The following is a 22,088-nucleotide window of genomic DNA, read 5'->3' on the forward strand; positions in this document are numbered from 1 at the left end:
GAGTCAACTACTTACCACTGGTACGAGACGCCGGCGCCGTAGGTGCTACCGTTGCCGCTGATGCCTACACCGAGCTTGGCCTTCAGACTGTCGCTGAACCGCACGGACACCCCGATTGCGGATGCTGCGTACCCTTGGTAGCTGCCGCCGCCGATCCCGACCGCGATCGTCTTCCCGGGATCTACCTCCGGAATCATGGTCAAAGCGGTTGCCGCAGCAATGCCCGAGTACGCACGACGCGCCACTTCATTGACGGTCGACTGGACGCCCCAAAGCTGATTCATATTGGCGGCATCGGTGCCGTTGATCCCCGGTGCCACGTTCGTCAGTCGACGTTCATTGCCAGGAGACCCGAACGAAACGGTATTCGGCGCCGAGGCCACCGACCCGGTGCCGATCGCGACGGAATTCGGTGCAGTTGCCGTGCTGCCTTGGCCCACCGCAGTCGTATTGGCTCCGGAAGCGGTCGATCCTTGGCCCAATGCCGTCGAGTTGTCGCCCGTTGCAGATGCTGCCTGACCGTCGGCCTTGGAGTTGTTGCCCGACGCGATCGCTCCTTGACCTTCTGCAGTCGAGTTCTGTCCCGAGGCCGTTGCGCCTTCACCCACCGCAGTCGAATTCGCACCCGACGCATTCGCACCCTGGCCAACGGCTGTCGAGTTGGCGGCTGCAGAGGCGCTCGAACCGATAGCCGTACTGCCATCCGTCGTCTGAGTCTTGATCGACGTCAGCGGGGCAACCGCAGTCGAGAGTGAGGCCAGATTGGCGTCGGTCGTGGAAAGCCCGGTCGAAAGAGACGCGACATTGCTGCTTGTCGTGCTCAACCCCGTCGACAACGAACTGACGGTGGATGCCGTCGAGGTCGACAGCGACGTGATCGAACTCGTCGCCGACGACAGACCCGTGGACGTGGACGTCGACAGCGACGTCACCGCGCTGTTGGTCGTGCTTAGGCCGGTCGACAGCGAGCCAACGCTGGATGCTGTCGAAGTCGACAGCGACGTGATCGAGCTATTTGCACCCGCGATACCCGTCGACGCGGACGTCGACAGCTGGTTCAGGTTGTTGGTAGTCGTGCTCAGGCCGGTCGAAAGCGAGCCGACGCTGGATGCCGTCGAGGTCGACAGCGACGTGATCGAGCTCGTCGCCGATGACAGACCCGTCGCCGCGGACGTCGACAGCGACGTCACCGCGCTGTTGGTCGTGCTCAGGCCGGTCGACAGCGAGCCAACGCTGGATGCCGTCGAAGTCGACAGCGAGTTCACGTTGCTGTTGGTCGTGCTCAAACCCGTCGACAACGAACCAACGCTCGATGCCGTCGAGGTCGACAGCGACTCCACGTTGCTATTCGTCGTGCTCAGGCCGGTCGACAGCGAACCAACGCTCGATGCCGTCGAAGTCGACAGCGACGTGATCGAACTCGTCGCCGACGAAAGACCAGTCGACAGCGAGCCGACGCTGGATGCCGTCGAGGTCGACAGCGAGTCCACGTTGCTATTCGTCGTGCTCAGCCCGGTTGACAGCGAACCGACGCTGGATGCCGTCGAAGTCGACAGCGACGTGATCGAACTCGTCGCCGACGAAAGACCCGTCGACGTGGACGTCGACAGCGAATCGACATTGCTGTTGGTCGTGCTCAGACCCGTCGACAACGAACCGACGCCCGTCGACAGCGAGCCAACGCTGGATGCCGTCGAAGTCGACAGCGAGCTCACGTTGCTATTCGTCGTGCTCAGACCCGTCGACAACGAACCGACGCCCGTCGACAGCGAGCCAACGCTGGACGCCGTCGAGGTCGACAGCGAGTCCACGTTGCTGTTCGTCGTGCTCAGGCCCGTCGACAGCGAACCGACGCTCGATGCCGTCGAGGTCGACAGCGAGTTCACGTTGCTGTTCGTCGTGCTCAGGCCCGTCGACAGCGAACCAACGCTCGATGCCGTCGAAGTCGACAGCGAGTTCACGTTGCTGTTCGTCGTGCTCAGGCCCGTCGACAGCGAACCAACGCTCGATGCCGTCGAAGTCGACAGCGAGTCCACGTTGCTATTCGTCGTGCTCAGACCCGTCGACAACGAACCGACGCCCGTCGACAGCGAACCAACGCTGGATGCCGTCGAGGTCGACAGCGAGCTCACGTTGCTATTCGTCGTGCTCAGACCCGTCGACAACGAACCAACGCTGGATGCCGTCGAAGTCGACAGCGACGTGATCGAGCTCGTCGCCGACGAAAGACCCGTCGACGTGGACGTCGACAGCGAATCGACATTGCTGTTGGTCGTGCTCAGACCAGTCGACAGCGAGTTCACGTTGCTGTTGGTCGTGCTCAAACCCGTCGACAGCGAGCCCACGTTGCTGTTCGTCGTGCTCAGGCCCGTCGACAGCGAACCGACGCTCGATGCCGTCGAGGTCGACAGCGACGTGATCGAACTCGTCGCCGACGAAAGACCCGTCGACGTGGACGTCGACAGCGAATCGACATTGCTGTTGGTCGTACTCAGACCCGTCGAAAGCGAACCAACGCTGGACGCCGTCGAGGTCGACAGCGAGCTCACGTTGCTATTCGTCGTGCTCAGCCCCGTCGACAGCGAACCGACGCTGGATGCCGTCGAAGTCGACAGCGACGTGATCGAACTCGTCGCCGACGAAAGACCCGTCGACGTGGACGTCGACAGCGAATCGACATTGCTGTTGGTCGTGCTCAGACCCGTCGAAAGCGAACCAACGCTGGACGCCGTCGAGGTCGACAGCGAGCTCACGTTGCTATTCGTCGTGCTCAGACCCGTCGACAACGAACCGACGCCCGTCGACAGCGAGCCAACGCTGGATGCCGTCGAAGTCGACAGCGAGCTCACGTTGCTGTTGGTCGTGCTCAAACCCGTCGACAGCGAACCAACGCTGGATGCCGTCGAAGTCGACAGCGAGTTCACGTTGCTGTTGGTCGTGCTCAAACCCGTCGACAGCGAACCAACGCTCGATGCCGTCGAGGTCGACAGCGAGTTCACGTTGCTGTTCGTCGTGCTCAGGCCCGTCGACAGCGAACCAACGCTCGATGCCGTCGAAGTCGACAGCGAGTCCACGTTGCTATTCGTCGTGCTCAGACCCGTCGACAACGAACCGACGCTGGATGCCGTCGAAGTCGACAGCGACGTGATCGAGCTCGTCGCCGACGAAAGACCCGTCGACGTGGACGTCGACAGCGAATCGACATTGCTGTTCGTCGTGCTCAGACCCGTCGACAGCGAACCGACGCTGGACGCCGTCGAGGTCGACAGCGAGTTCACGTTGCTGTTGGTCGTGCTCAAACCCGTCGACAGCGAACCAACGCTCGATGCCGTCGAAGTCGACAGCGAATCGACATTGCTGTTGGTCGAGCTCAGACCCGTGGACAACGACGTCACACCGCTTTGCGCCGTGCTGATCCCGGTCGAGGCCGACGTCGACAACGACGTTACCGAGCTATTGGTCGAACTCAGGCCAGTGGACAACGACGTCACACCACTTTGCGCCGTGCTGATGCCCGTCGAGGCCGACGTCGACAGCGACGTTACCGAACTATTGGTCGAACTCAGGCCCGTGGACAACGACGTCACACCACTTTGCGCCGTGCTGATGCCCGTCGAGGCCGACGTCGACAGCGACGTTACCGAACTATTGGTCGAACTCAGGCCCGTGGACAGCGACGTCACACCGCTTTGTGCCGTGCTGATGCCCGTCGAAGCCGACGTCGACAACGACGACACCGAGCTATTGGTCGTGCTCAGGCCCGTGGACAGCGACGTCACGCCACTTTGCGCCGTACTGATGCCGGTCGAAGCCGACGTCGACAGCGAGGTTACCGAACTATTGGTCGAGCTCAGGCCCGTCGACAGCGACGTCACACCACTTTGCGCCGTGCTGATGCCCGTCGAAGCCGATGTCGACAGCGAGGTTACCGAACTATTGGTCGTGCTCAGACCCGTGGACAGCGACGTCACGCCACTTTGCGCCGTGCTGATGCCCGTCGAAGCCGACGTCGACAGCGACGACACCGAGCTATTGGTCGAGCTCAGCCCCGTGGACAGTGACGTCACACCACTCTGCGCCGTGCTGATGCCCGTCGAAGCCGACGTCGACAGCGACGACACCGAGCTATTGGTCGAGCTCAGCCCCGTGGACAACGACGTCACACCACTTTGCGCCGTGCTGATGCCCGTCGAAGCCGACGTCGACAGCGACGACACCGAGCTATTGGTCGAGCTCAGCCCCGTGGACAACGACGTCACACCACTTTGCGCCGTGCTGATGCCCGTCGAAGCCGATGTCGACAGCGAGGTTACCGAACTATTGGTCGTGCTCAGACCCGTGGACAGTGACGTCACACCACTCTGCGCCGTGCTGATGCCCGTCGAGGCCGACGTCGACAGAGTATAGAGTTGAGAGCCGTTCACGGCGTTAGTACTCGTCGCGCTTATCGCGCCAGCTGCCACCCCGTTAAGCAGAACACCGCCCGCGACGTTCGCCATGGTCAAAACATTGCCGCTCGAGTTACCCGAAGTCGAACCGCCAGGCCGGAAATATATGAGACCGGTGTCCGCACTGACTTCGACCATCGTTCCGCCAGAATCCATAGAGACAAAAGTGCCGGAATTGCCGTAGGAGCCGACTATAGGTGTGCCAATAGGTCCACTGCAGTAATTCAGGCCCCCGGTATTAGTATAATTTTCACATGTGGTCCCATTGTTTACGGCGATCCCGGGCTGCACTGCCGCCTGCGCCTCCGACATGAAAGCGCCTCCGCCAAAGAAAACCAATGCGCCCAAAGCAACCGCAGCGGCAACTTTACTTTTACTCGGCTTTCCTCTCGCCGCATCATTTTCCGAGGCTGCGACCCAAGCGCCAAGCGCTTCGTTCCAAATGGTTTTGTAGCACTTATTCATTTAACTTCCCCGCTTAAATCAGCGCCCGGCGCAATTTGTTAATTAATGTAAAAAATCAATTAAACTTATGAAGAAGAACAAGAACGACCGATCTCATAAAGTCGGCTTGACCGATTGAGATTTCCAGACAATCTTGCTTTGGGATGGATTATGAAATCCGCGACAACAGGGAAACTGAACAAATGTCACACGCACCTGGAGCGTGTTCACATTAATTTCACGGACGATGGACAACCAATATTCATATGATTGCCGCGGATACTCGAACAGAGGTGGCCGAGTGAATTCGGACCGCCAGATAAGCGGGTCGACCCGGGCCTGAGCCAGCGACAATGCCTGCAAAGGAACCCAAAAAATGACGAAGAGAACCCGACGGACGCACTCAGCGGCGTTCAAAGCGAAGGTGGCGCTGGCAGCAGTCAAAGGCGAGCGGACGCTGGCCGAACTGGCGCCGCAGTTCGATGTGCATCCGAACTGTGCATCCGAGCCAGATCACTGAATGGAAGCGGCAGTTGCAGGAACGCGCGGCAGACGTATTCAGTACGGCTGGCACGCCGTCAAGCGAGCCGCCGGTGGACCTGAAGGCGCTGCATGTCAAGATCAGCCAGTTGACCCTGGAGAACGATTTTTTAGAAGGCGCGCTCCCCAAGGCGGGATTGCTGAGCGCAAAGCGATAACCGACCGTACGCATGTGCTGTCGGTTTCGCAGCAGGTCCGGCTGGTCTGCATCGCGAGATCGAGCGGGTCATCCAGGCGTGAGCACTCGACACGACGTACGATCCGATGGCGCGCGGCTTCGTGTATCTGACAGCGGTGGTGGACTGGGCAAGCCGCAAAACCCTCGCGCACCGGGTCGTCATCACGCTGGAAGCCGTGCATGCCGTCGAGGCGCTGGAAGAGGCGTCCGCCCGCTACGGGCTGCCCGACATTGTGAACACCGATCGGGGTAGCCAGTTCACGGCGAACACGTTCATCGATGCCGTGCTGGGCCGAGGTATCCGGCTGTCGATGGACGGCAAGGGAAGCTGGCGCGACAACGTATTCGTCGAACGGGTGTGGCGCAGCGTCAAGTACGAAGAGGTCTACCTGAAAGCATACGAGTCGGTCAGCCATGCCCGGCGCTCCATCGGCAAGCATATCGAGCTGTACAACCGGACTCAGCGACCAGAAGTTTCCGCCATCGCGTCTGTGCGGCCACCGCACAAACAAAGGCGACGTTCGTGCCCCCGGTGTCGCGCTGCCGACAGTAGCCACGACACTTTCCATTGCGGAATTAAAGACTTCAATGTCATTACGCCACTCGACGAATCGAACCGGTTGTCGATGAAATTCCGATAATGCTGCGCTGGCCCCCTTCCATTTGTCCGACACATGCTGCTTCTCGGTGACGAACGACTATAAGAGGACCGCTTTCCGAGCGCCAACGATCTCTCAGATGCGGAATTGTTTTCCCGCATATGGAATCAGACCAATGACCAGCGAGGCCGCCTCCATCGCGAATTGCGATCAGCACGCTCGACTCATGCGATGCATTCGGTGGCGGCCAGTCCGCACGTGAACTAGTGTTGAGGTTCGCATCGTCCGCATCGTTCGCAACAGCAGATTGCGCGCACTGGATACGGCGATGCCGCCCCCCCATTCCTTTCCAATAACGTCCTTATGAGCAAAGCAAAACAACTTCGTGACCGCGTGGCCGAATCCGGCCTGGCCCACATCATGGCCACACACAGTCCGCTTTCCGCCATCCTGGCCGAGGAAGCCGGATTCGACGGACTGTGGGCGTCCGGCTTCGAGCTTTCCGCGCTGTTCGGTTTGCCGGACATGAGCTTGATTTCGATGACGCAGCATCTCGACATGTTGCGCGCGATTGCCGCGCGCTCGTCGTTGCCGATCGTCGCGGATATCGATACCGGCTACGGCAACGCCATCAACGTCATTCACGCCATTGCAGAGTACGAACGCGCTGGCGCAGCCGCGGTCGTAATCGAGGACAAGACGTTTCCGAAGGTCACGAGCCTCGCCACCGGTGGCCGCCAGGAATTGCTGCGCACGGAGGAATTCGAAGGCAAGATCCAGGCCGCCGTCGCGACACGCGGCGATCCGGACTTCCTGGTCATCGCCCGAACAGAGGCACTGATCGCGGGCCTTGGCGAAGCGGAGGCATTGAAGCGCGCCCGAGCGTATGAACGCGCCGGTGCGGACATGATCCTCGTTCATTCGAAACAGAAAGATCCTGCGGAAATCGAGCACTTCGCGCGCGCGTGGAATGGCGATGTCCCGCTCGTTCTCGTACCGAATGCCTACCCGGAACTCGACGCCCAACGTATCAAGGCACTCGGCAACGTCCGAATGGTCATCTACGGGAACTACGGCATCCGGGCTGCGGCAACCGCCATGCAACAGACGTTCCGCCGCATCGTTGCGGATGGCGGTGTACAGCATGTCCATCAGGACATCATCGCGGTCGACGAGATTTTCCGCCTGCAGGGTATGGACGCCATCCACGCGCAGGAATCTCGCTTCCTGCGCTGACGGCAATGCACCGGCGCATATCGATTCGATATGCGCCCTACTCGCGAACGCGCACGCACCCAGTCGCAATCGCAACACGCACGACATGCACGGCTGTCAGTTGACCCATTGCATCAACCGACACATCTGACCCGATTCGTTTCCCGACCGTCGGGCAAACGCGCGGCACGACTCCCCCTCTATCCCTCCCGAAAGATCAGCGGACCGAGCGATTCGGTTCGCCGATTGGTCACGCAGCCGTCCCCTGCATGGACGCCCTCGCGCCGTTTCGATCCATCGGCAAACGCATCTCAACAATCGATTTATTCGATGGATTTCATCGGAGTGTCGCCATCGGATTCCTATAATCCGGCCCGATTGAGTAACCGATCCATCGAAAAAACGCATTTCTTCTGACGAACAAATCAAGGGAAAGATCATGTCGAACAGACGAGCATTCCTCAAGACCGGCATCGCCGTCGGCGCGGCGGCACTCGCCCCCGCCCTTGCCGGCGCGGCGACCGATACGCGCCGCCAGCTGCGAGTGGGCATGTCGCGATATCCGGTCCAGATCGATCCGGTGATGCTGAACGACACGGCAACACGACGCGTGTCGACATCCATGTTCGATACGCTGATTGCCTTCGACCATGCGAACAAGATGCGGCTGAAGCCGGCGCTCGCCACGAGTTGGCAACGCGTCGGTCCCGACGCGCTGCGCGTGAATCTGCGCAAGGGCGTGCGCTTTCACGACGGCGGCGAGATGACCGCGGCCGACGTCGCCTTCAGTCTGAGTCCCGAGCGTCTACTTGGGCCCAAGCGCGCCGGGCAGACGGTCGCCATGCAGACGCTGCAGCCGATCGCAGGTGTTGACATCATCGACGATCACACGGTCGTGGTGCGAACGTCCGGGCCGGATTTGCTGCTTGAACAACGACTCGCAGGATGGTCCTCCGAGATCGTCAGCAAGCGCGCCTTCAACGCAGCCGGCTCGTGGGCAAAGTGGCTCGAGGCGCCGGTTGGTACTGGCGCCTATGCGATCGTGTCAAAGCGAACGGACGTAGCGGTCAAGTTGAAGGCCTTCGACGATCACTGGGCGGGCCGGCCGCCGTTCAAGACGATCGATTTCATGATCATCCCCGAAGCGTCGAGCCGCGTGAATGCACTATTGGCGGGCGACGTGGACATCATTACGGATGTGGCGCCCGACCAGTTCTCGACGGTACGCGGCAATTCAGCCACGGAGATTGCCGGGGGCGCTGTCCAGAATATTCGGTCGCTGGCCATCGACACGACAGGGCCCGTCCTTCGGGATGCCCGCATTCGTCGCGCGATGAGCCTCGCGATCGACCGCAAACTGCTCATCGATTCGCTGTGGGAGGGGCGGCTGTCCGTGCCGCGCGGCTGGCAGTTTGCGTCGTTCGGCGACTACTTCGTCGCGGAGCACCCGGCGGTCAAATACGATCCGGCCGCCGCGAAGAAATTGTTGGCGGAAGCCAAGTACACCGGCACGCCGATCTCGTACCGCCTGCTGAACGACTACTACCCGAATCAGGTGTCAGGTGCGCAGGCCATGATCGCGATGTGGAAAAGCGTCGGCCTGAATGTGGAAATTCACATGATGGAGAATTTCTCGCAGATCCAGAAAGCACCGATCAACGCGATCTACGACAACTCGACCACGGCCACTCTGCAGGATCACATGGGTTGCCCGTGGCGCGTGTTCGGCCCACAAGGCGAGTTGACTACCCTGCACGAGTGGTCGAACAAGGCCTATATGGATCTCGGCCGACAGGCCCAGAGCACGCCCGACAAAACGCAGAGGCGGCAAGCCGTCGCCAACATGCTGGATATCCTCGACAACGACATGCCGGCGATCATCCTGCATGCCTCCGGGCAGTTTTATGGCAAGCGCAAGGACATCAACTGGCGCACCGGCCAGACGCTCGACATGAACTTCGGGCCCGGTTGGACTGCTTGACCGGTGCACGAACGCCACGCAAGACGGCGCCGAGCGGATACCGGCAGCCCGCTTGCGTGGCCGACGTCAGTCCGGCGAAAAAACCTCGCATACATGGAGTCAAACGCATGATGCCCATCGTGGAGATCGAGGACCTTTCCGTGTCCTTCGACAACCTCCCCGCCCTCCACGGAATCAACCTGTCGCTGGAGTCGGGTGAGGCCGTTGGATTGATTGGCGAGAGCGGCAGCGGCAAGTCGGTCACATGGCTGGCGACGCTCGGCCTGTTGCCCGGCAAGGCAAAGGTTTCCGGACGCGTCCGCCTGTCGGGAGACGACATCCTGGGAGCGTCCGCCGAACGACTCGAAGCAATCAGAGGAAGCCGGATCGCCATGGTGTTCCAGGACCCGTCAAGCGCCCTGAATCCCGTGCACCGGGTTGGCGCGCAGGTCATGGAAACCCTTCGGCTGCATCGCGGCATGACGCGTACCGCGGCACGCGTGGAAGCCCGGCGCTTGTTCGACCAGGTCGGCATTCCGGATGCCGCGACGCGGCTCGACGCGTACCCCCATGAACTCTCCGGAGGACAGAACCAGCGCGTGATGATCGCGATTGCGTTGGCCGGGCGACCCGACGTACTGGTCGCCGACGAGCCGACGACAGCGCTCGACGTCACGGTCCAGGCCCAGATCCTGAGCCTGTTGCGCGAAGTGCAGCAGGACACGGGCATGGCGCTGGTGCTGATCTCCCACGACCTCGGCGTCGTCGCGGAGCTGTGCGAGCGCGCCTACGTCATGTATGCCGGCCGCGTAGTCGAGCAAGGCGCCATCGACGCACTTTTCCACGCGCCGCGTCATCCCTATACGAAGGGATTGCTGGGTGCGGCCCCGTCTCTGTCCGGGCCGCGTGCGAGGCTGAATGCAATCCCCGGCACTGTCCCCAAACCGGGCGAAGCTGGCGCAGGCTGCGCGTTCGCACCGCGCTGCCCGGAGCGGGCGGAAGCGTGCGACAAGGCGGTTCCGGCACTTTGCGGCACGGGTGGATCGCACCAGCTCGCGTGTCACCGTTTTGTACCGATCAAAGAGTTGAGGATTGCATAGTGAACACCCCGCTCCTGATGGAGGCCGAGGGCCTCGTCAAGCGTTACGTTTCATCGCGCGGCATGTTTCGACACGGACGTGTCGTTCAGGCAGTCAACGGTGTATCGCTCGCCATCGGCAGGCATGAAGCCGTCGGCCTGGTCGGGGAATCCGGTTCGGGCAAGTCCACGACGGGCCGGTTGTTGCTGGGACTCGAGAAGGTCGATGCAGGAACCGTGAAATTCGACGGCACATTCCTTCCTGCGGCCGGCAGCGCTGCGTGGCGCAGTCAACGAGCCCGGATGCAGATGGTCTTCCAGGATCCGCTCGCCGCGCTCGACCGGCGCCTGGTCGTGCGCCGTCAGATCGAGGAACCGATGATCATTCACGGCCTTTCTGACGTGCGCGATCGCGTGGCCGCCCTGCTGGACGCGGTCGGCTTGCGTCCGGATCATGCGGAACGCCTGCCCGCCAGCCTTTCCGGTGGCCAACGCCAACGGGTCGTCCTGGCCCGAGCCCTCGCGACCGATCCGGATCTCATCGTCTGCGACGAACCGATCTCCGCGCTCGACGTGTCGATTCAGGCCCAAATCCTGAATCTGCTCGCAGATCTCAGGCAGTCACGCGGAACCGCAATCCTGTTCATCAGCCACGACTTGCGCGCGGTTCGCCAGATCAGCGACCGGATTGCCGTCATGTACCTCGGCACCATTGTCGAGGAGGGGCCGACCGATGCGGTGCTTGAAGATCCACAGCATCCGTATACGCAGGCGCTGGTTTCGGCGGCGCCGACGCACGAAGGCTTGAAGAAGGATCGCATCATCCTGCAGGGCGAACCGCCGAACCCGGCGGACCGCCCCGACGGCTGCGCCTTCCATCCGCGCTGCCCGATGGCACGCGACACGTGTCGGCAAACCGTACCCGTGCTCGCACCGTTCGCGCCGGACGCCTCGCGACGCGTGGCCTGCCATCTCGTCCCCACCTCGATCACGGCAGTGGAGCCGCGCCGATGACCCGCTACATTCTGACTCGCACGGCACGCGCGCTCCTGACGGCGCTGCTCGTGGTGACTTTTGCTTTTTTCATCCTGCGTCTCACCGGCGATCCCGCGCTGGAAATTCTCGGCAACGAGGCGTCGCCGCAGGCGCTCGCCGCCTTCCGGGCATCCTGGGGGCTGGACCAGCCGTTGTGGGTTCAATTTGTCTACTACCTGCATGCGATATTGACCGGCGATCTCGGGCAATCGATGCGCGACGGGCGAGCCGCGCTCACCGTCGTGACGGAACGCATTCCCGTCACGCTGGCGATCACGGTGCCTGCGCTGGTCATCAACCTGGCCATCGGCATTCCCGCCGGCATCTACGCCGCACTCCATCGCGGCAGCGCCATCGACCGGATCGTGATGATCGGTGCCGTCGCCGGCTTCACCGTCCCGTCGTATGTGCTGGGGCTGGTTCTCGTGCTCGTGATATCCGTCTGGCTGAAATGGCTGCCGTCGGGGGGCGCACACGGCTGGTCGAGCGCTGTTTTACCGGTGGTCACACTCGGCATCAACGGCTCGGCGATCCTGGCGCGCTTCGTTCGTAGCGCGATGCTCGAAGTTCTTGGCCAACCCTACATCCGCACCGCGAGCGCCAAGGGCATGCCATGGCGAAGGGTCGTGCACCACCACGCCGTGCCGAATGCCGCCATTCCGACGATTACGATTGTCGGCTTCATGATTGGTGGCCTGATCTCCGGCGCAGTCATTGTCGAGAGCGTCTTCTCGTGGCCCGGCATCGGGCAGCTCCTGGTGGTATCCGTCGTGGCGCGCGATGTTTCCGTGGTCCAGTGCCTGCTGTTTCTGGTGACCGTAACCATGGTCGTCTCCAACATTTTCGTTGACATCGCCTATGGATTGCTCGATCCGAGAATGGCGAAGGAAGGTAACCTGTGACATCGATGGCTTCCGTGAAGAACAGCACCGATACCGCCGGCAAGGCGCGGTCAATGCAGCGCGTTCCGGCGTCAGTCGGCCTCGCGATCCTGTGGATCGCTGCGATGATCATCCTCGCCGTTCTGGCCGACAAATTGATGCCTTTCGACTTTTCGGCCATCGATCTGCGCAACCGTCTTGCGCCGCCGATTGGCTTTGGCGGAACCGCGACGCACTGGCTCGGCACCGACGAACTCGGGCGCGACATGCTTTCCCGGCTACTGCTGTCGATTCGAATGAGCATCATGATTGCCTTCGGCGCCACCATCATCGGCGCAGCCATTGGAACAATCATGGGCTTCGTTGCCGCCCACTTTCGCGGCCCGGTCGAGAGCCTCGTGCTGATCCTTGTCGATTTCCAGGCGTCGATGCCGTTTCTTATCCTCGCGCTTGCCGTTCTCGCGTTCGTTGGCAATTCGCTCACCATCTTCGTTATGCTGCTTTCGCTCTACGGATGGGAGCGCTATGCCCGTATCGCGCGTGGCCTGGCCTTGCGTGCCCAGGGCGAAGGCTATGCCGCCGCGGTACGGCAGCTCGGGGCCCATCCGCTGCGGATCTACGTCCGTCACATCCTGCCCAATATCGCGTCGACGCTCATCGTTTCGATGACCCTGGCGTTTCCCGAAATCATGCTTGTGGAAAGCGGCCTGAGCTTTCTCGGCCTCGGCGTGCAACCGCCGATGACGTCACTTGGCGCGATGATTGGCTACGGCCGGGACTACCTCACGCGCGCGCCGTGGATCTTGTTGTCGCCTTCCCTGGTGATTTCGCTGACGGCACTCGCCATATCGATCGTCGGAGACTGGCTTCGCGATCGACTCGACACCACCGAATGACCACGCAGGCATCCCGGGCCGAGGATGCGCTTGGCTTCACGCTGATTTTCCACCGTCGAACTTCAGGAACACGCATCATCCAATGACTCCTTCAATCACCACCGAATCAACGTTCCTGGCACAACGTGTCCTGAACGCCAAGCCCTCCGCGACAGGCGCGATGACGCGCCTCGCCCGTCAGCTCCGGCGCGAAGGCCGGGATGTCATCGCGCTCAGCCAGGGCGAGCCCGATTTCCCGACGCCGCAGCACATACGTGAAGCGGCCAAATCCGCCATCGACCTCAACCAGTCCCGCTATACCGACGTCGCCGGCACGCAGGCCCTGCGCGAAGCCGTTGTGCGTAAATTTCAGCGCGACAATAGCCTGAGCTTCGATCCGGACCAGGTCCAGATCGGTTGCGGGGCCAAGCAACTGCTCTACAACGCCTTGCAGGCCACCGTCGGCGCCGGCGATGAAGTAGTGATCCCGACGCCTGCATGGGTGTCCTATCCCGAAATGGTCAGGCTCGCGGGCGGGCGGCCCGTCATCGTTCGCTGTGGCGCCGACAGCGGGTTCAAGCTGACGCCTGCGCGCCTCGAATCCGCCATCACGCCACGCACGAAATGGCTGATGCTGAATTCGCCCTCCAATCCGAGCGGGGCGGTATATGGCCACGACGAACTCGTCGCGCTGGGCGAAGTGTTGCTGCGCCATCCCCACGTCTGGGTGATGGCGGACGACATCTACGAGAAAATCCGCTACGACGACACCCCGTTCTCGACACCGGCAGCCGTGGTGCCCGAACTGGCCGCCCGCACGCTGACCATCAACGGCGTATCCAAGGCCTACGCAATGACCGGCTGGCGGGTCGGCTTCGGCGCAGGGCCGCTTGCACTGATCAAGGCAATGAATCTCGTGCAGTCGCAGTCGACGTCGCACACGAGCTCGATCAGCCAGGCCGCTTCCATCGCGGCACTTGACGGTCCGACGGATTTCCTGCGCGACTTCGTCGACACATTCCGACAGCGCCGCGACCGCATGGTGGCGGCGCTGCGTGCAGTCGATGGACTGACATGCGACGTGCCGCCAGGCGCCTTTTACGCGTTTCCCGGCTGTCACGGCCTGCTCGGCCGCCGCACGCCGGAGGGCGCGCGGATCGAGACCGATGCGGATTTCGCGATGTACCTGCTGCGTAATGCGGGTGTCGCAGTTGTACCGGGTACCGCATTTGAGCTCCCCGGTCATTTCCGCGTGTCCTACGCCGCCTCGGACAAGGAACTGCATGATGCGACGCATCGAATCGCCCATGCGTGCGCGGCGTTGCGATGACCGGAGACGGGAGGTAATGCCCCGCTTTCTCCAATGTCACGTGGGATTCGCAGCCGATCACCGTCATGACAGACATTCACTGAACCGTGCATGACGCCTATCGATAAATACGATAACGTGACGGCCCAGGGCGGTGATCGCCTGCTGATTCAAACTGGTTTTACTCCGGTCATTTTTTGCAGGGAACAGGTGTGTCGGACGAAGAAGATCTGTCGCTCAACGCGGTACGGGCATTCGTGCAAATTGCCCGCGAACGCAGCGTCACGCGTGCCGCGAAGAGCCTCGGCATCACGCAAAGCTCGGTCAGCCGTCACCTCGCGGTACTGGAGGCCTATCTAGGGTCCAAGCTGATCGAGCGGCGCGGTCGCTACAGCGAACTGACCGAATTCGGCCGCCTGTTCGCCGACGCGGTAGGTGAGCCGCTGGAAACCATCCTGTTCACCGCCCAACGCATGCGGCGGCGTGATCTCAGCGAAACCAATCGGCTCGTTGTGCGCACCTCGTTGTCCACGTTCGCCTATACACTGCTCGTCCCCAATCTGCAGGACTTCTCACGCGAAATGGGCGGCACGCTCGTCGACATCACGACGTCGCTGTCGATGCCGTCGTCTACCGACGGTTTCGACGTCCTGCTGACGCGTGATCTGGTGCTGGCCGAGCCGTCGGACCGCTGGGACATTCACGACGAGCAGCTCGTCTGCGTCGGCGCCCCGCAGAACATCGCGGGCCGCGGCCTCGACGCGGTCAGCGCCATGCCGGTACTCGCCGTCACGTCGCGCCCCGACATCATGCCGACCTGGCTCAAGGCCATGGAACTGAAGCCCGCCGACATCCTGTCGGGGGCCCGCTACGACCACCACTATCTGGCATTGCCGGCAGTCACCACCGGCCGCTGCCTGCTGGTCGCGCCGGAGATTGTCGTCGCCGACCTGATTCGCCAGGGATTGCTGGGAATCGTACCCGGCACGCGTACGCCGAGCGGCATGCGCTATCGTGCTTACGCAACCGACCGCAGCCGCAATCCGGATCTCGCCCATGCCTTCTGCCGCTGGATGACCCAGCTGTGCAAACGCGTCGGGGCACCTGCCCAGCCGTAAGCCATCATCCGAAGCGCTTCGAGCAAATCCGCAGGCAACCGCGGGAGCGAGGTGCGAAAGGGGAAGACCGATCCGTGCAACGACGAATCGTCCTTCCCTTCATCGCGATTGGCCGTCAGAACCGGTGACGCAGGCCGACTACCACCAGCGCCTGCTTGCTCGAACCCGAATCGACATTGTTCGAACCGATCACGGCCTGAGCCGCGCCCTTGCCGTTTTGTCCGCTCGCGTGCGCATAGGCCGCGACGCCGTAGACGTCCGTGCGCTTGCTCAGGAGATAGTCCACGCCGACGGAAAACTGGTTCTGCCGGGCCGACGAATCGCCATACGACTTCAGGTAGTCGTACCCGATCTGCGTCTGCAATGCAGGTGTCGCCTGCCACAGCGCATACACTTCGCCGTTGTGGTATTTCTCGGACTTTCCGAACGCCGAACTCGCGTCCGGATTGTATTGCGAAAAGCTGTAGTAGCCCCCCAACGTGATGCTCCCAAGCACGTAGCTGCCGCCCGCGCGCGTGATATCGATCGACCGCGACGACGCGTATGCGTTGTTCACCGAACTATTGAACAGTGAATCGGAGGATGTCGTGCCGCGCGAAGACAGCACCGCGTTGCCGTTGTCGATATGCAGGTAGCCGGCAGCCAGCGACAGCGCGCCGCTGCTATACGAGGCCGCGCCGCTATATGTCTGACCTGAACCTACCGAGCCTGCAATACCGCCGAACGAGTACATGGCGACGAGCTGCAGCCCCGACCAGTTCGGGCTCGCCCACTTCACAGAATTGTTGAATCGCGCGTTGTTATCGGCGTTATCGATGTCCCCAGGGGTGCTGAAAAAGCCGCCAAGCCACTTGTTCCCTTGAACGGGCTGCACAAGATCGACCAGCGGATCCAGCTGACGACCCAGCGTCACGGTGCCCCAGTTGTCGCCCGCCAATCCGACATAAGCCTGCCGGCCGAACATGCGCCCGCCCTGCCCCAGTTTGCCATTCGCCGCATTGAAGCCGTTCTCGAGCCGGAAGATGGCTTTCAGGCCGCCGCCGAGATCCTCGGCGCCCCTCAGGCCGAATCGAGATCCGGATTCCGCGCCGCTGACCAACGAGAGCTGCGTCGGGCGCCCTCCGCTGTTATGGATATACATCACGCTGGTGTCGATGACGCCATAAAGCGTCACCGTCGACTGCGCCTGCGCCTGAGTAGCGATCAGTGCGATGCCGGCCGACATGGTTGAAACCGCAATTGTCCTCATGCATTCTCCATGCGTAGTTAGGATTACTGTTTAATTTGAATTGATTTATGGGGTCGACCCAACGGATCACGTTCAACCGTTTTCCGAGCCGGTGGGCAAATACGTCAACACCATTGTGATGCGCCAATCGCCGGCGCGTGCTCCGCCGTCCGGGTCAGCCGCTCAGCCCTTCCGCAGTGCCGCTGTCGACATACGCCGTACTTCCGACATGAACGCGGTGCAGACGCTGCCTGTAATTGCCAAGCCGTGTCTCGATTACTTCATGGCGGACATCTGGGGCCGGCATGTTCTGGTGCGCCAGAACCTCATGAAGCACACGTCCGGTCATACCGGTGGGTGGCGCAATCCCGAGCAAATGCAGAACGGTCGGCGCGAAATCACAGATGCCCGAAGGCAACGTCGATACCGTTCCATGCGCTGCAAACGCTGCCCCGGCGACCACGCCGACAGCAGCCATTTCGTTTCGATGCAGGCCACCATGAACGCCGCGTCCCGGGGCTCCGTTGCCGGCAAAGAACGCGCCGCCGACGAGGCCGAAAGCATCGACATCGTCATTGGCACGGAAGGAAAACGACACATCGGGCGCACGCGCATGATCGGCGAAGACGAGATGCCGGCCGAGGCTGCCGGGCGCGACCCCAAACGTGTCATCCTTCCCGCGCGTGAAGACAGGGCCGCACCACGGTTCGCCAGTAATCGCGGCCACGACGCGAGAAACCTGTCTGTCGCTCGGGTCGGCAAGATACAGCGCCCCGACCTGTCCCGGCACGACCACGACATCGACATCGGGCGCTGGCGCGGCGCCGGGCTTGAAACCCGCGTCTCGCAGACTATCAATCACGGAAACACGGGTATGGCCAGTGATATGGCCATGGTCGGAGATGGCCAGAAGCTCGACACCGGCGGCGCGGCCTTCAGATTCCCACCAGTCGAGGACACGGCCAAACTCGTAGTCGCAATAGGCGATGATGTCCTGTGTCGCGGCGGCCGCCGTGCCGTGATAGTGGGATGCGTTATCCGGCTCGCCATAGGAAAGTATCGTCACATCGGGCCGGTGGTCGGGCCAGACCACGTCGAGAAACGCCGACGTGATCCAGCGCTGTCCGGCCCTGTCGGGTTCATATTCGGGTGGTATCGCCGTCAGCGGCCCGACTCGCGTCTCAACAGCTTCCAGTACGTCAGCTGGCGTGCACGCCTCGCGGAAATAACCTGACAGGCGAATATCGCCGAAGTCTTCCGCCTTGTGGTGAAACAGGCGGGTCGTGCCCGCATAGTTGGTGGAAAGCACGGCAAGGCTGCGACCGCCAGCGGCCAATATCTCGCCAAGCGTCCGCACGGACATCAGGCGGCCGCGGCTCTGCACGTCCAGTTGCCGGACCAGTATGGCGTCCGCTGTATTGATATATCGCTGCGGGATAACGGAACGGTCGAGATACGCGTTACCTACCATTCCGTGTGCTCCGGTCGTCGCGCCGGTGACGAAGCTTGGGAAGCCGGTACGTGTCTCGCTCGGGTAGACCGTACGGTGGCTCGATAACGTGATGCCCATTCGCTGCATGCGGTGCAAATTCGGCGTCAGGTGGCGAGAAATCAGATCAGGGCGAAGACCATCAAAACTGACGACGAGTACACGTTTCCTTGCTTCCATTTCCGTACCTTTTCCAATCCAGTCTCGATGTAACTGCCAGTGACCGTTGCTCCATTACTGCGGCCAGCGATTCCCGGCTCGGCCAAGTCAGTTGATTTGACGATCGACACGAGAAGTCCCGCAAAGCCGAGGCGCGCCCCAATCCTGGCCGCGGACGGCAATACAATCATCGCTTTTCGTCATGGTCAAACGATTACTCAAGCAGTGCTTGGTGCAGTCAAACCACACTGACCACGAGCCGTGCCGGTTTGCTTTCAAAAAACACGAATGGATTTTCGAGTCCGTCCGCGACATGCCAATGACGTTGATCGCAGAATGCGATGGATTGAATTTCAAACGCCATTATCGCGCCCATCAAACCGTCGGAATATCCGAGCTATTTTTGACGGGGCTTCCGTACACGTTTGCACGTAGAGGCGCCTTCGGGATGACAGATGTACGGACCGTGTGTACGCCGTTTCCAAGAAAGTTGCCGTCGCGGCTACGCCATAGACAAACGGCTTTCCATGGGCCGCAGACATCGAGCCATCATCACGAAGACCGAGCGACGTCGACAGCAAACTCACAATGCCCTCGCTAAGGCATATCGAGCAATAGCATCGGGTGACGCGACACAAGCGACAAGCACGATGAACAGATCAGTTCGTCGGCCAGCGGCCGCTATGCGGCCATTTCAGCATGATCGATGCATGCATGTTCTGAATCAACGCGTCCATCTGTAACGCGACGCTTCCGCCACGTGTTAAAACACATGCCCCGCCGATCTTCACCCTCCCCTTCGTTTCTCCATTCACACGAGCCTGGCGTAGCCTCGCTTTCACTAACAGTACGCGCGCGTGGCGATCAACCAGACCTCGTAATCGGCGCAAGTATCGGACGAGGCGTCGACACACGTCGACGCCGTGTCGGCCGCCGACAACGAGGGCGGCTGGCGCATGGCGCTCGCCGGGCTCACGGCGCAGGTCGGGACGGACTAGCGCGAGGCGACGTGCGTGGGACGCGTCAGGCGAGCCGGTACGCGCGCGTGACCGTACCCCGGAACAGCGCGTCGCGCTCATCCGGGCTCGCATGCGCGGTCAGCCGCTTGAACGCATTCCAGCCGCTCCCGTACGGATACGAACCCTTGTCGACCGGGAAATTGCTCTCGAACATGCAGCGCTCGGCGCCGAACGCCTCGATGCAGGTGAGCATCCACGGCTTCCATGCATCGGCGAGCTGTTCGGACGATGGCGGCCGCTCGCCTTTCTCGAAATCGAACCCGTTGATGCGCATCCCGAGGCCGCCGACCTTCACGAATACGTTCGGCAGCTGCGCCAGTTCGCGCATCGACGCCCGCCAGCGCTCGAAGACCTCCGGCCGCTTGTCCGCATAGCTCGCGATCCGCACGACGCCGCCGCAGTGATTGACGACTATCCGCGTGTCGGGGTTCGCCTTCGCGAGATCGAACAGCTCCGGCAATTGAGGAAAGAACAGCCACGCGTCATACGACAGCCCGAGCGGCGCGAGCTGCGCGACGCCCGCCCGGTACGCTGCATCGAGCAGCAGCCCGCGCGGCACCGCCGACAACGGGTTGGCGAGCGTCGGATCGGCATCCCACGTGCTCAGGTGCCGCACGCCGCGAAACCGCCCGCGTCCCGCCTCGAGATGCGCTTCCAGCACATCGCGCACGCGTTCGCCGAGCCGCAGGTCCGCGTGGCCGACGATGCCTTTCGCGACGGCCGGACGCCCGTGCTGGAGCGGCTCGGTCACATCGGCGACATAGGCCGTCTCGCCAGCCGGTTTCAGTTCGGCCGGGCCGGCATCGCGGTAACGCGTCTGCGCCTGCATGTATACGGACGCCTGGATGTTGTGGCCGGACCGCGCATCCTGCAGATAGTCGTCGAGCATATAGATCCAGCCCGGCCGCTCATAGAAATGATGGTGTGAATCGACGATTGGCAGATCCGGTTCGAGTGCGGGTTCGAGCCCAGAGGCAAGCCAGTCGTTGCGCACCGCGAGATAGTTGCTTTGCGTCATCATGCGGGTAGCTCCTTTCTGGGCCGGCGCTTGCGTATCGGCGAACGCGGGCAGCGCGATTGACGCGGCGGCCGCGCCGAGCAGCCGGCGTCGTTTGATCGAAACGGTCGTGTCCATGTCATTCGCTCCGGTCGAATGCGTACAGCGACAGCGTGAGCAGCGTCGTGATCGCCAGCACGATCGCGAGGCCGAGCATGCCGGCCGTGAAGGTGCCGAAGCTGTCCTTCAGGTAGCCGACGAGATAGGGGCCGGCAAACCCGCCGAGCGCACCGATCGAGTTGATCAGCGCCAGTCCGCCGGCCGCTGCCTGGCCGGACAGGAAACGCGACGGCAGCGTATAGAAGATCGTGCGTCCGGCTATCGTGCCGATCAGTGCGAACGTGATGCCGACCAGTGCGGGCCCGAGCGTCAGGAAATGCGTCGACACGCCGAGCGCCACCGCGCCGATGAACAGTCCGATTGCAAGGTTCGCGACCGGGCCGCCGCGGCGATCCACACGCTTCGCCCACCACAGCAGCGCGATCGTGGCGAAGAAGTACGGCACCGCGGACAGCCAGCCCGTCTGCATCGTCGACATCCCGTGCGCTTTCAGCATCTGCGGCAGCCAGATGCCGATCCCGTACGAGCCCATCGTGAAGCCGAACGAGATCAGCGCGAGCACGTACACGCGCACGTCGCGCAACGCGACGCCGAAGCGCTTCTTCCGGCCGGCGGCCGCGCCTTCGCGCTCGAACGCGCGCTGCAGCGCGGCGCGTTCGTCGCCCGACAGCCACGCGGCATCCGCCGGTGAATCGGACAGCAGCTTCAGCACGAAGAAACCGAGCGCGCACGCCGGCAGCCCTTCAACGATGAACATCCACTTCCAGCCCGCGAGCCCGAGCGCACCGTCGAGCTGCAGCAGCCATGTCGACAGCGGGCCGCCGATCAGCGACGACAGCGGCGTCGACACGGTGAACCACGCCAGCACGCGCGTGCGGTAGCTCGGCGGAAACCACACGGCGAGGAAGAAGATCACGCCCGGAAAGAATCCGGCCTCGCCGATGCCCAGCAGCAGCCGGATCGCGTAGAAGCTCGTCGGCCCGGTCGCGAGCGCGGTCGCCGCCGCCATCAGCCCCCACGTGATCATGATGCGCGCGAGCCAGCGGCGCGCGCCGAAGCGGTACAGCGCGAGATTGCTCGGCACCTCGAACACGCAGTAGCCGGCGAACATGATCCCCGCGCCCCAGCCGAACTGCGTCGCGCTCAGCCCGAGATCGCGGTTCATCGTGAGCGCCGCGAACCCGACGCTCGTGCGGTCGAGATAGTTGAAGAAGTAGGCCAGCGCGAGCAGCGGAATGAAGCGCCATGCTGCCTTGCGCACGGCCCGTTGCTCGATCGCCGCGTCGGACTCGCGGTCGGCGGCGAACGCCGGGGAAGCGGTTGTCATGATTGTCTCCGTGGATGTGGCGGCCCGCGCCCGCGCGTTGCGCGGCCGGGGCGCCTTTGTTCGTTCGAT

The 22,088-nt window shown here is 62.3% G+C and carries 13 protein-coding genes and 1 pseudogene; 9 read left to right on the plus strand and 5 right to left on the minus strand.

Annotated elements, in window-relative coordinates; all coding sequences use genetic code 11:
* Window positions 1-11: 11 nt before the first annotated feature.
* Window positions 12-4,913 (minus strand): YadA-like family protein, encoded by a 4,902-nt coding sequence (locus CUJ89_RS35200; RefSeq protein WP_114182471.1) that lies wholly within the window; start codon window positions 4,911-4,913, stop codon window positions 12-14.
* A gap of 355 nt (window positions 4,914-5,268) precedes the next feature.
* Between CUJ89_RS35200 and CUJ89_RS38765 the strand changes: the two are divergent.
* From CUJ89_RS38765 to CUJ89_RS35250, 9 genes and pseudogenes are all read left to right on the plus strand, one after another.
* Window positions 5,269-6,080, plus strand: a pseudogene (locus CUJ89_RS38765) (DDE-type integrase/transposase/recombinase); the annotation flags it as partial.
* Between the two features lie 492 nt (window positions 6,081-6,572).
* Complete coding sequence (locus CUJ89_RS35215; protein ID WP_114182048.1) at window positions 6,573-7,445, plus strand: isocitrate lyase/phosphoenolpyruvate mutase family protein; 873 nt, start codon at window positions 6,573-6,575, stop codon at window positions 7,443-7,445.
* A gap of 418 nt (window positions 7,446-7,863) precedes the next feature.
* Window positions 7,864-9,405 carry an ABC transporter substrate-binding protein gene (locus CUJ89_RS35220; RefSeq protein WP_201752447.1) on the plus strand — a complete coding sequence of 514 codons (1,542 nt, stop codon included), beginning with the start codon at window positions 7,864-7,866 and terminating at the stop codon, window positions 9,403-9,405.
* Between the two features lie 107 nt (window positions 9,406-9,512).
* Window positions 9,513-10,484 (plus strand): ABC transporter ATP-binding protein, encoded by a 972-nt coding sequence (locus CUJ89_RS35225; protein WP_201752448.1) that lies wholly within the window; start codon window positions 9,513-9,515, stop codon window positions 10,482-10,484.
* Window positions 10,484-11,476, plus strand: a complete 993-nt coding sequence (locus CUJ89_RS35230; RefSeq protein WP_236655143.1) for an ABC transporter ATP-binding protein — start codon at window positions 10,484-10,486, stop codon at window positions 11,474-11,476. The genes CUJ89_RS35225 and CUJ89_RS35230 overlap by 1 nt, the downstream gene beginning before the upstream one ends.
* A complete protein-coding gene (locus tag CUJ89_RS35235; RefSeq protein WP_114182050.1) occupies window positions 11,473-12,399 on the plus strand; it encodes an ABC transporter permease in 927 nt (308 codons plus the stop codon). Before CUJ89_RS35230 ends, CUJ89_RS35235 begins: the two co-directional genes overlap by 4 nt.
* 5 nt (window positions 12,400-12,404) lie before the next feature.
* Entirely contained in the window at window positions 12,405-13,274 is an 870-nt protein-coding gene (locus tag CUJ89_RS35240) for an ABC transporter permease (RefSeq protein WP_114182051.1), read from the plus strand.
* An 82-nt stretch (window positions 13,275-13,356) separates the two neighbouring features.
* Window positions 13,357-14,583: a pyridoxal phosphate-dependent aminotransferase gene (locus CUJ89_RS35245; protein WP_114182052.1), complete on the plus strand. Its 1,227-nt coding sequence runs from the start codon at window positions 13,357-13,359 to the stop codon at window positions 14,581-14,583.
* Between the two features lie 191 nt (window positions 14,584-14,774).
* Window positions 14,775-15,680, plus strand: coding sequence for a LysR family transcriptional regulator (locus CUJ89_RS35250; RefSeq protein WP_114182053.1), 906 nt, complete (start codon window positions 14,775-14,777; stop codon window positions 15,678-15,680).
* A gap of 115 nt (window positions 15,681-15,795) precedes the next feature.
* On the opposite strand, the gene CUJ89_RS35255 is transcribed toward CUJ89_RS35250, so the two are convergent.
* The 4 genes from CUJ89_RS35255 to CUJ89_RS35270 all read right to left on the minus strand — a co-directional run bounded on the left by CUJ89_RS35255 (window position 15,796) and on the right by CUJ89_RS35270 (window position 22,019).
* Window positions 15,796-16,929, minus strand: a complete 1,134-nt coding sequence (locus CUJ89_RS35255; protein WP_114182054.1) for a porin — start codon at window positions 16,927-16,929, stop codon at window positions 15,796-15,798.
* A gap of 154 nt (window positions 16,930-17,083) precedes the next feature.
* Window positions 17,084-18,577, minus strand: coding sequence for an alkaline phosphatase family protein (locus tag CUJ89_RS35260; protein ID WP_114182055.1), 1,494 nt, complete (start codon window positions 18,575-18,577; stop codon window positions 17,084-17,086).
* Between the two features lie 1,002 nt (window positions 18,578-19,579).
* Window positions 19,580-20,710, minus strand: a complete 1,131-nt coding sequence (locus CUJ89_RS35265; RefSeq protein WP_114182056.1) for an amidohydrolase family protein — start codon at window positions 20,708-20,710, stop codon at window positions 19,580-19,582.
* Window position 20,711: 1 nt separating this feature from the next.
* Window positions 20,712-22,019 (minus strand): MFS transporter, encoded by a 1,308-nt coding sequence (locus CUJ89_RS35270; protein WP_114182057.1) that lies wholly within the window; start codon window positions 22,017-22,019, stop codon window positions 20,712-20,714.
* Window positions 22,020-22,088: the final 69 nt, after the last annotated feature.

The sequence above is a fragment of the Burkholderia pyrrocinia genome (assembly GCF_003330765.1).
Taxonomy (GTDB): domain Bacteria; phylum Pseudomonadota; class Gammaproteobacteria; order Burkholderiales; family Burkholderiaceae; genus Burkholderia; species Burkholderia pyrrocinia_B.

What these genes read in the sequence shown, in the direction of transcription:
- CUJ89_RS35200 (WP_114182471.1), bottom strand. Translation starts at nt 4,913, where the DNA reads ATGAATAAGTGCTACAAAACCATTTGGAACGAAGCGCTTGGCGCTTGG.
- CUJ89_RS35265 (WP_114182056.1), bottom strand. Translation starts at nt 20,710, where the DNA reads ATGGACACGACCGTTTCGATCAAACGACGCCGGCTGCTCGGCGCGGCC.
- CUJ89_RS35235 (WP_114182050.1), top strand. Translation starts at nt 11,473, where the DNA reads ATGACCCGCTACATTCTGACTCGCACGGCACGCGCGCTCCTGACGGCG.
- CUJ89_RS35255 (WP_114182054.1), bottom strand. Translation starts at nt 16,929, where the DNA reads ATGAGGACAATTGCGGTTTCAACCATGTCGGCCGGCATCGCACTGATC.
- CUJ89_RS35225 (WP_201752448.1), top strand. Translation starts at nt 9,513, where the DNA reads ATGATGCCCATCGTGGAGATCGAGGACCTTTCCGTGTCCTTCGACAAC.
- CUJ89_RS35270 (WP_114182057.1), bottom strand. Translation starts at nt 22,019, where the DNA reads ATGACAACCGCTTCCCCGGCGTTCGCCGCCGACCGCGAGTCCGACGCG.
- CUJ89_RS35220 (WP_201752447.1), top strand. Translation starts at nt 7,864, where the DNA reads ATGTCGAACAGACGAGCATTCCTCAAGACCGGCATCGCCGTCGGCGCG.
- CUJ89_RS35215 (WP_114182048.1), top strand. Translation starts at nt 6,573, where the DNA reads ATGAGCAAAGCAAAACAACTTCGTGACCGCGTGGCCGAATCCGGCCTG.
- CUJ89_RS35260 (WP_114182055.1), bottom strand. Translation starts at nt 18,577, where the DNA reads ATGGAAGCAAGGAAACGTGTACTCGTCGTCAGTTTTGATGGTCTTCGC.
- CUJ89_RS35245 (WP_114182052.1), top strand. Translation starts at nt 13,357, where the DNA reads ATGACTCCTTCAATCACCACCGAATCAACGTTCCTGGCACAACGTGTC.
- CUJ89_RS35240 (WP_114182051.1), top strand. Translation starts at nt 12,405, where the DNA reads ATGGCTTCCGTGAAGAACAGCACCGATACCGCCGGCAAGGCGCGGTCA.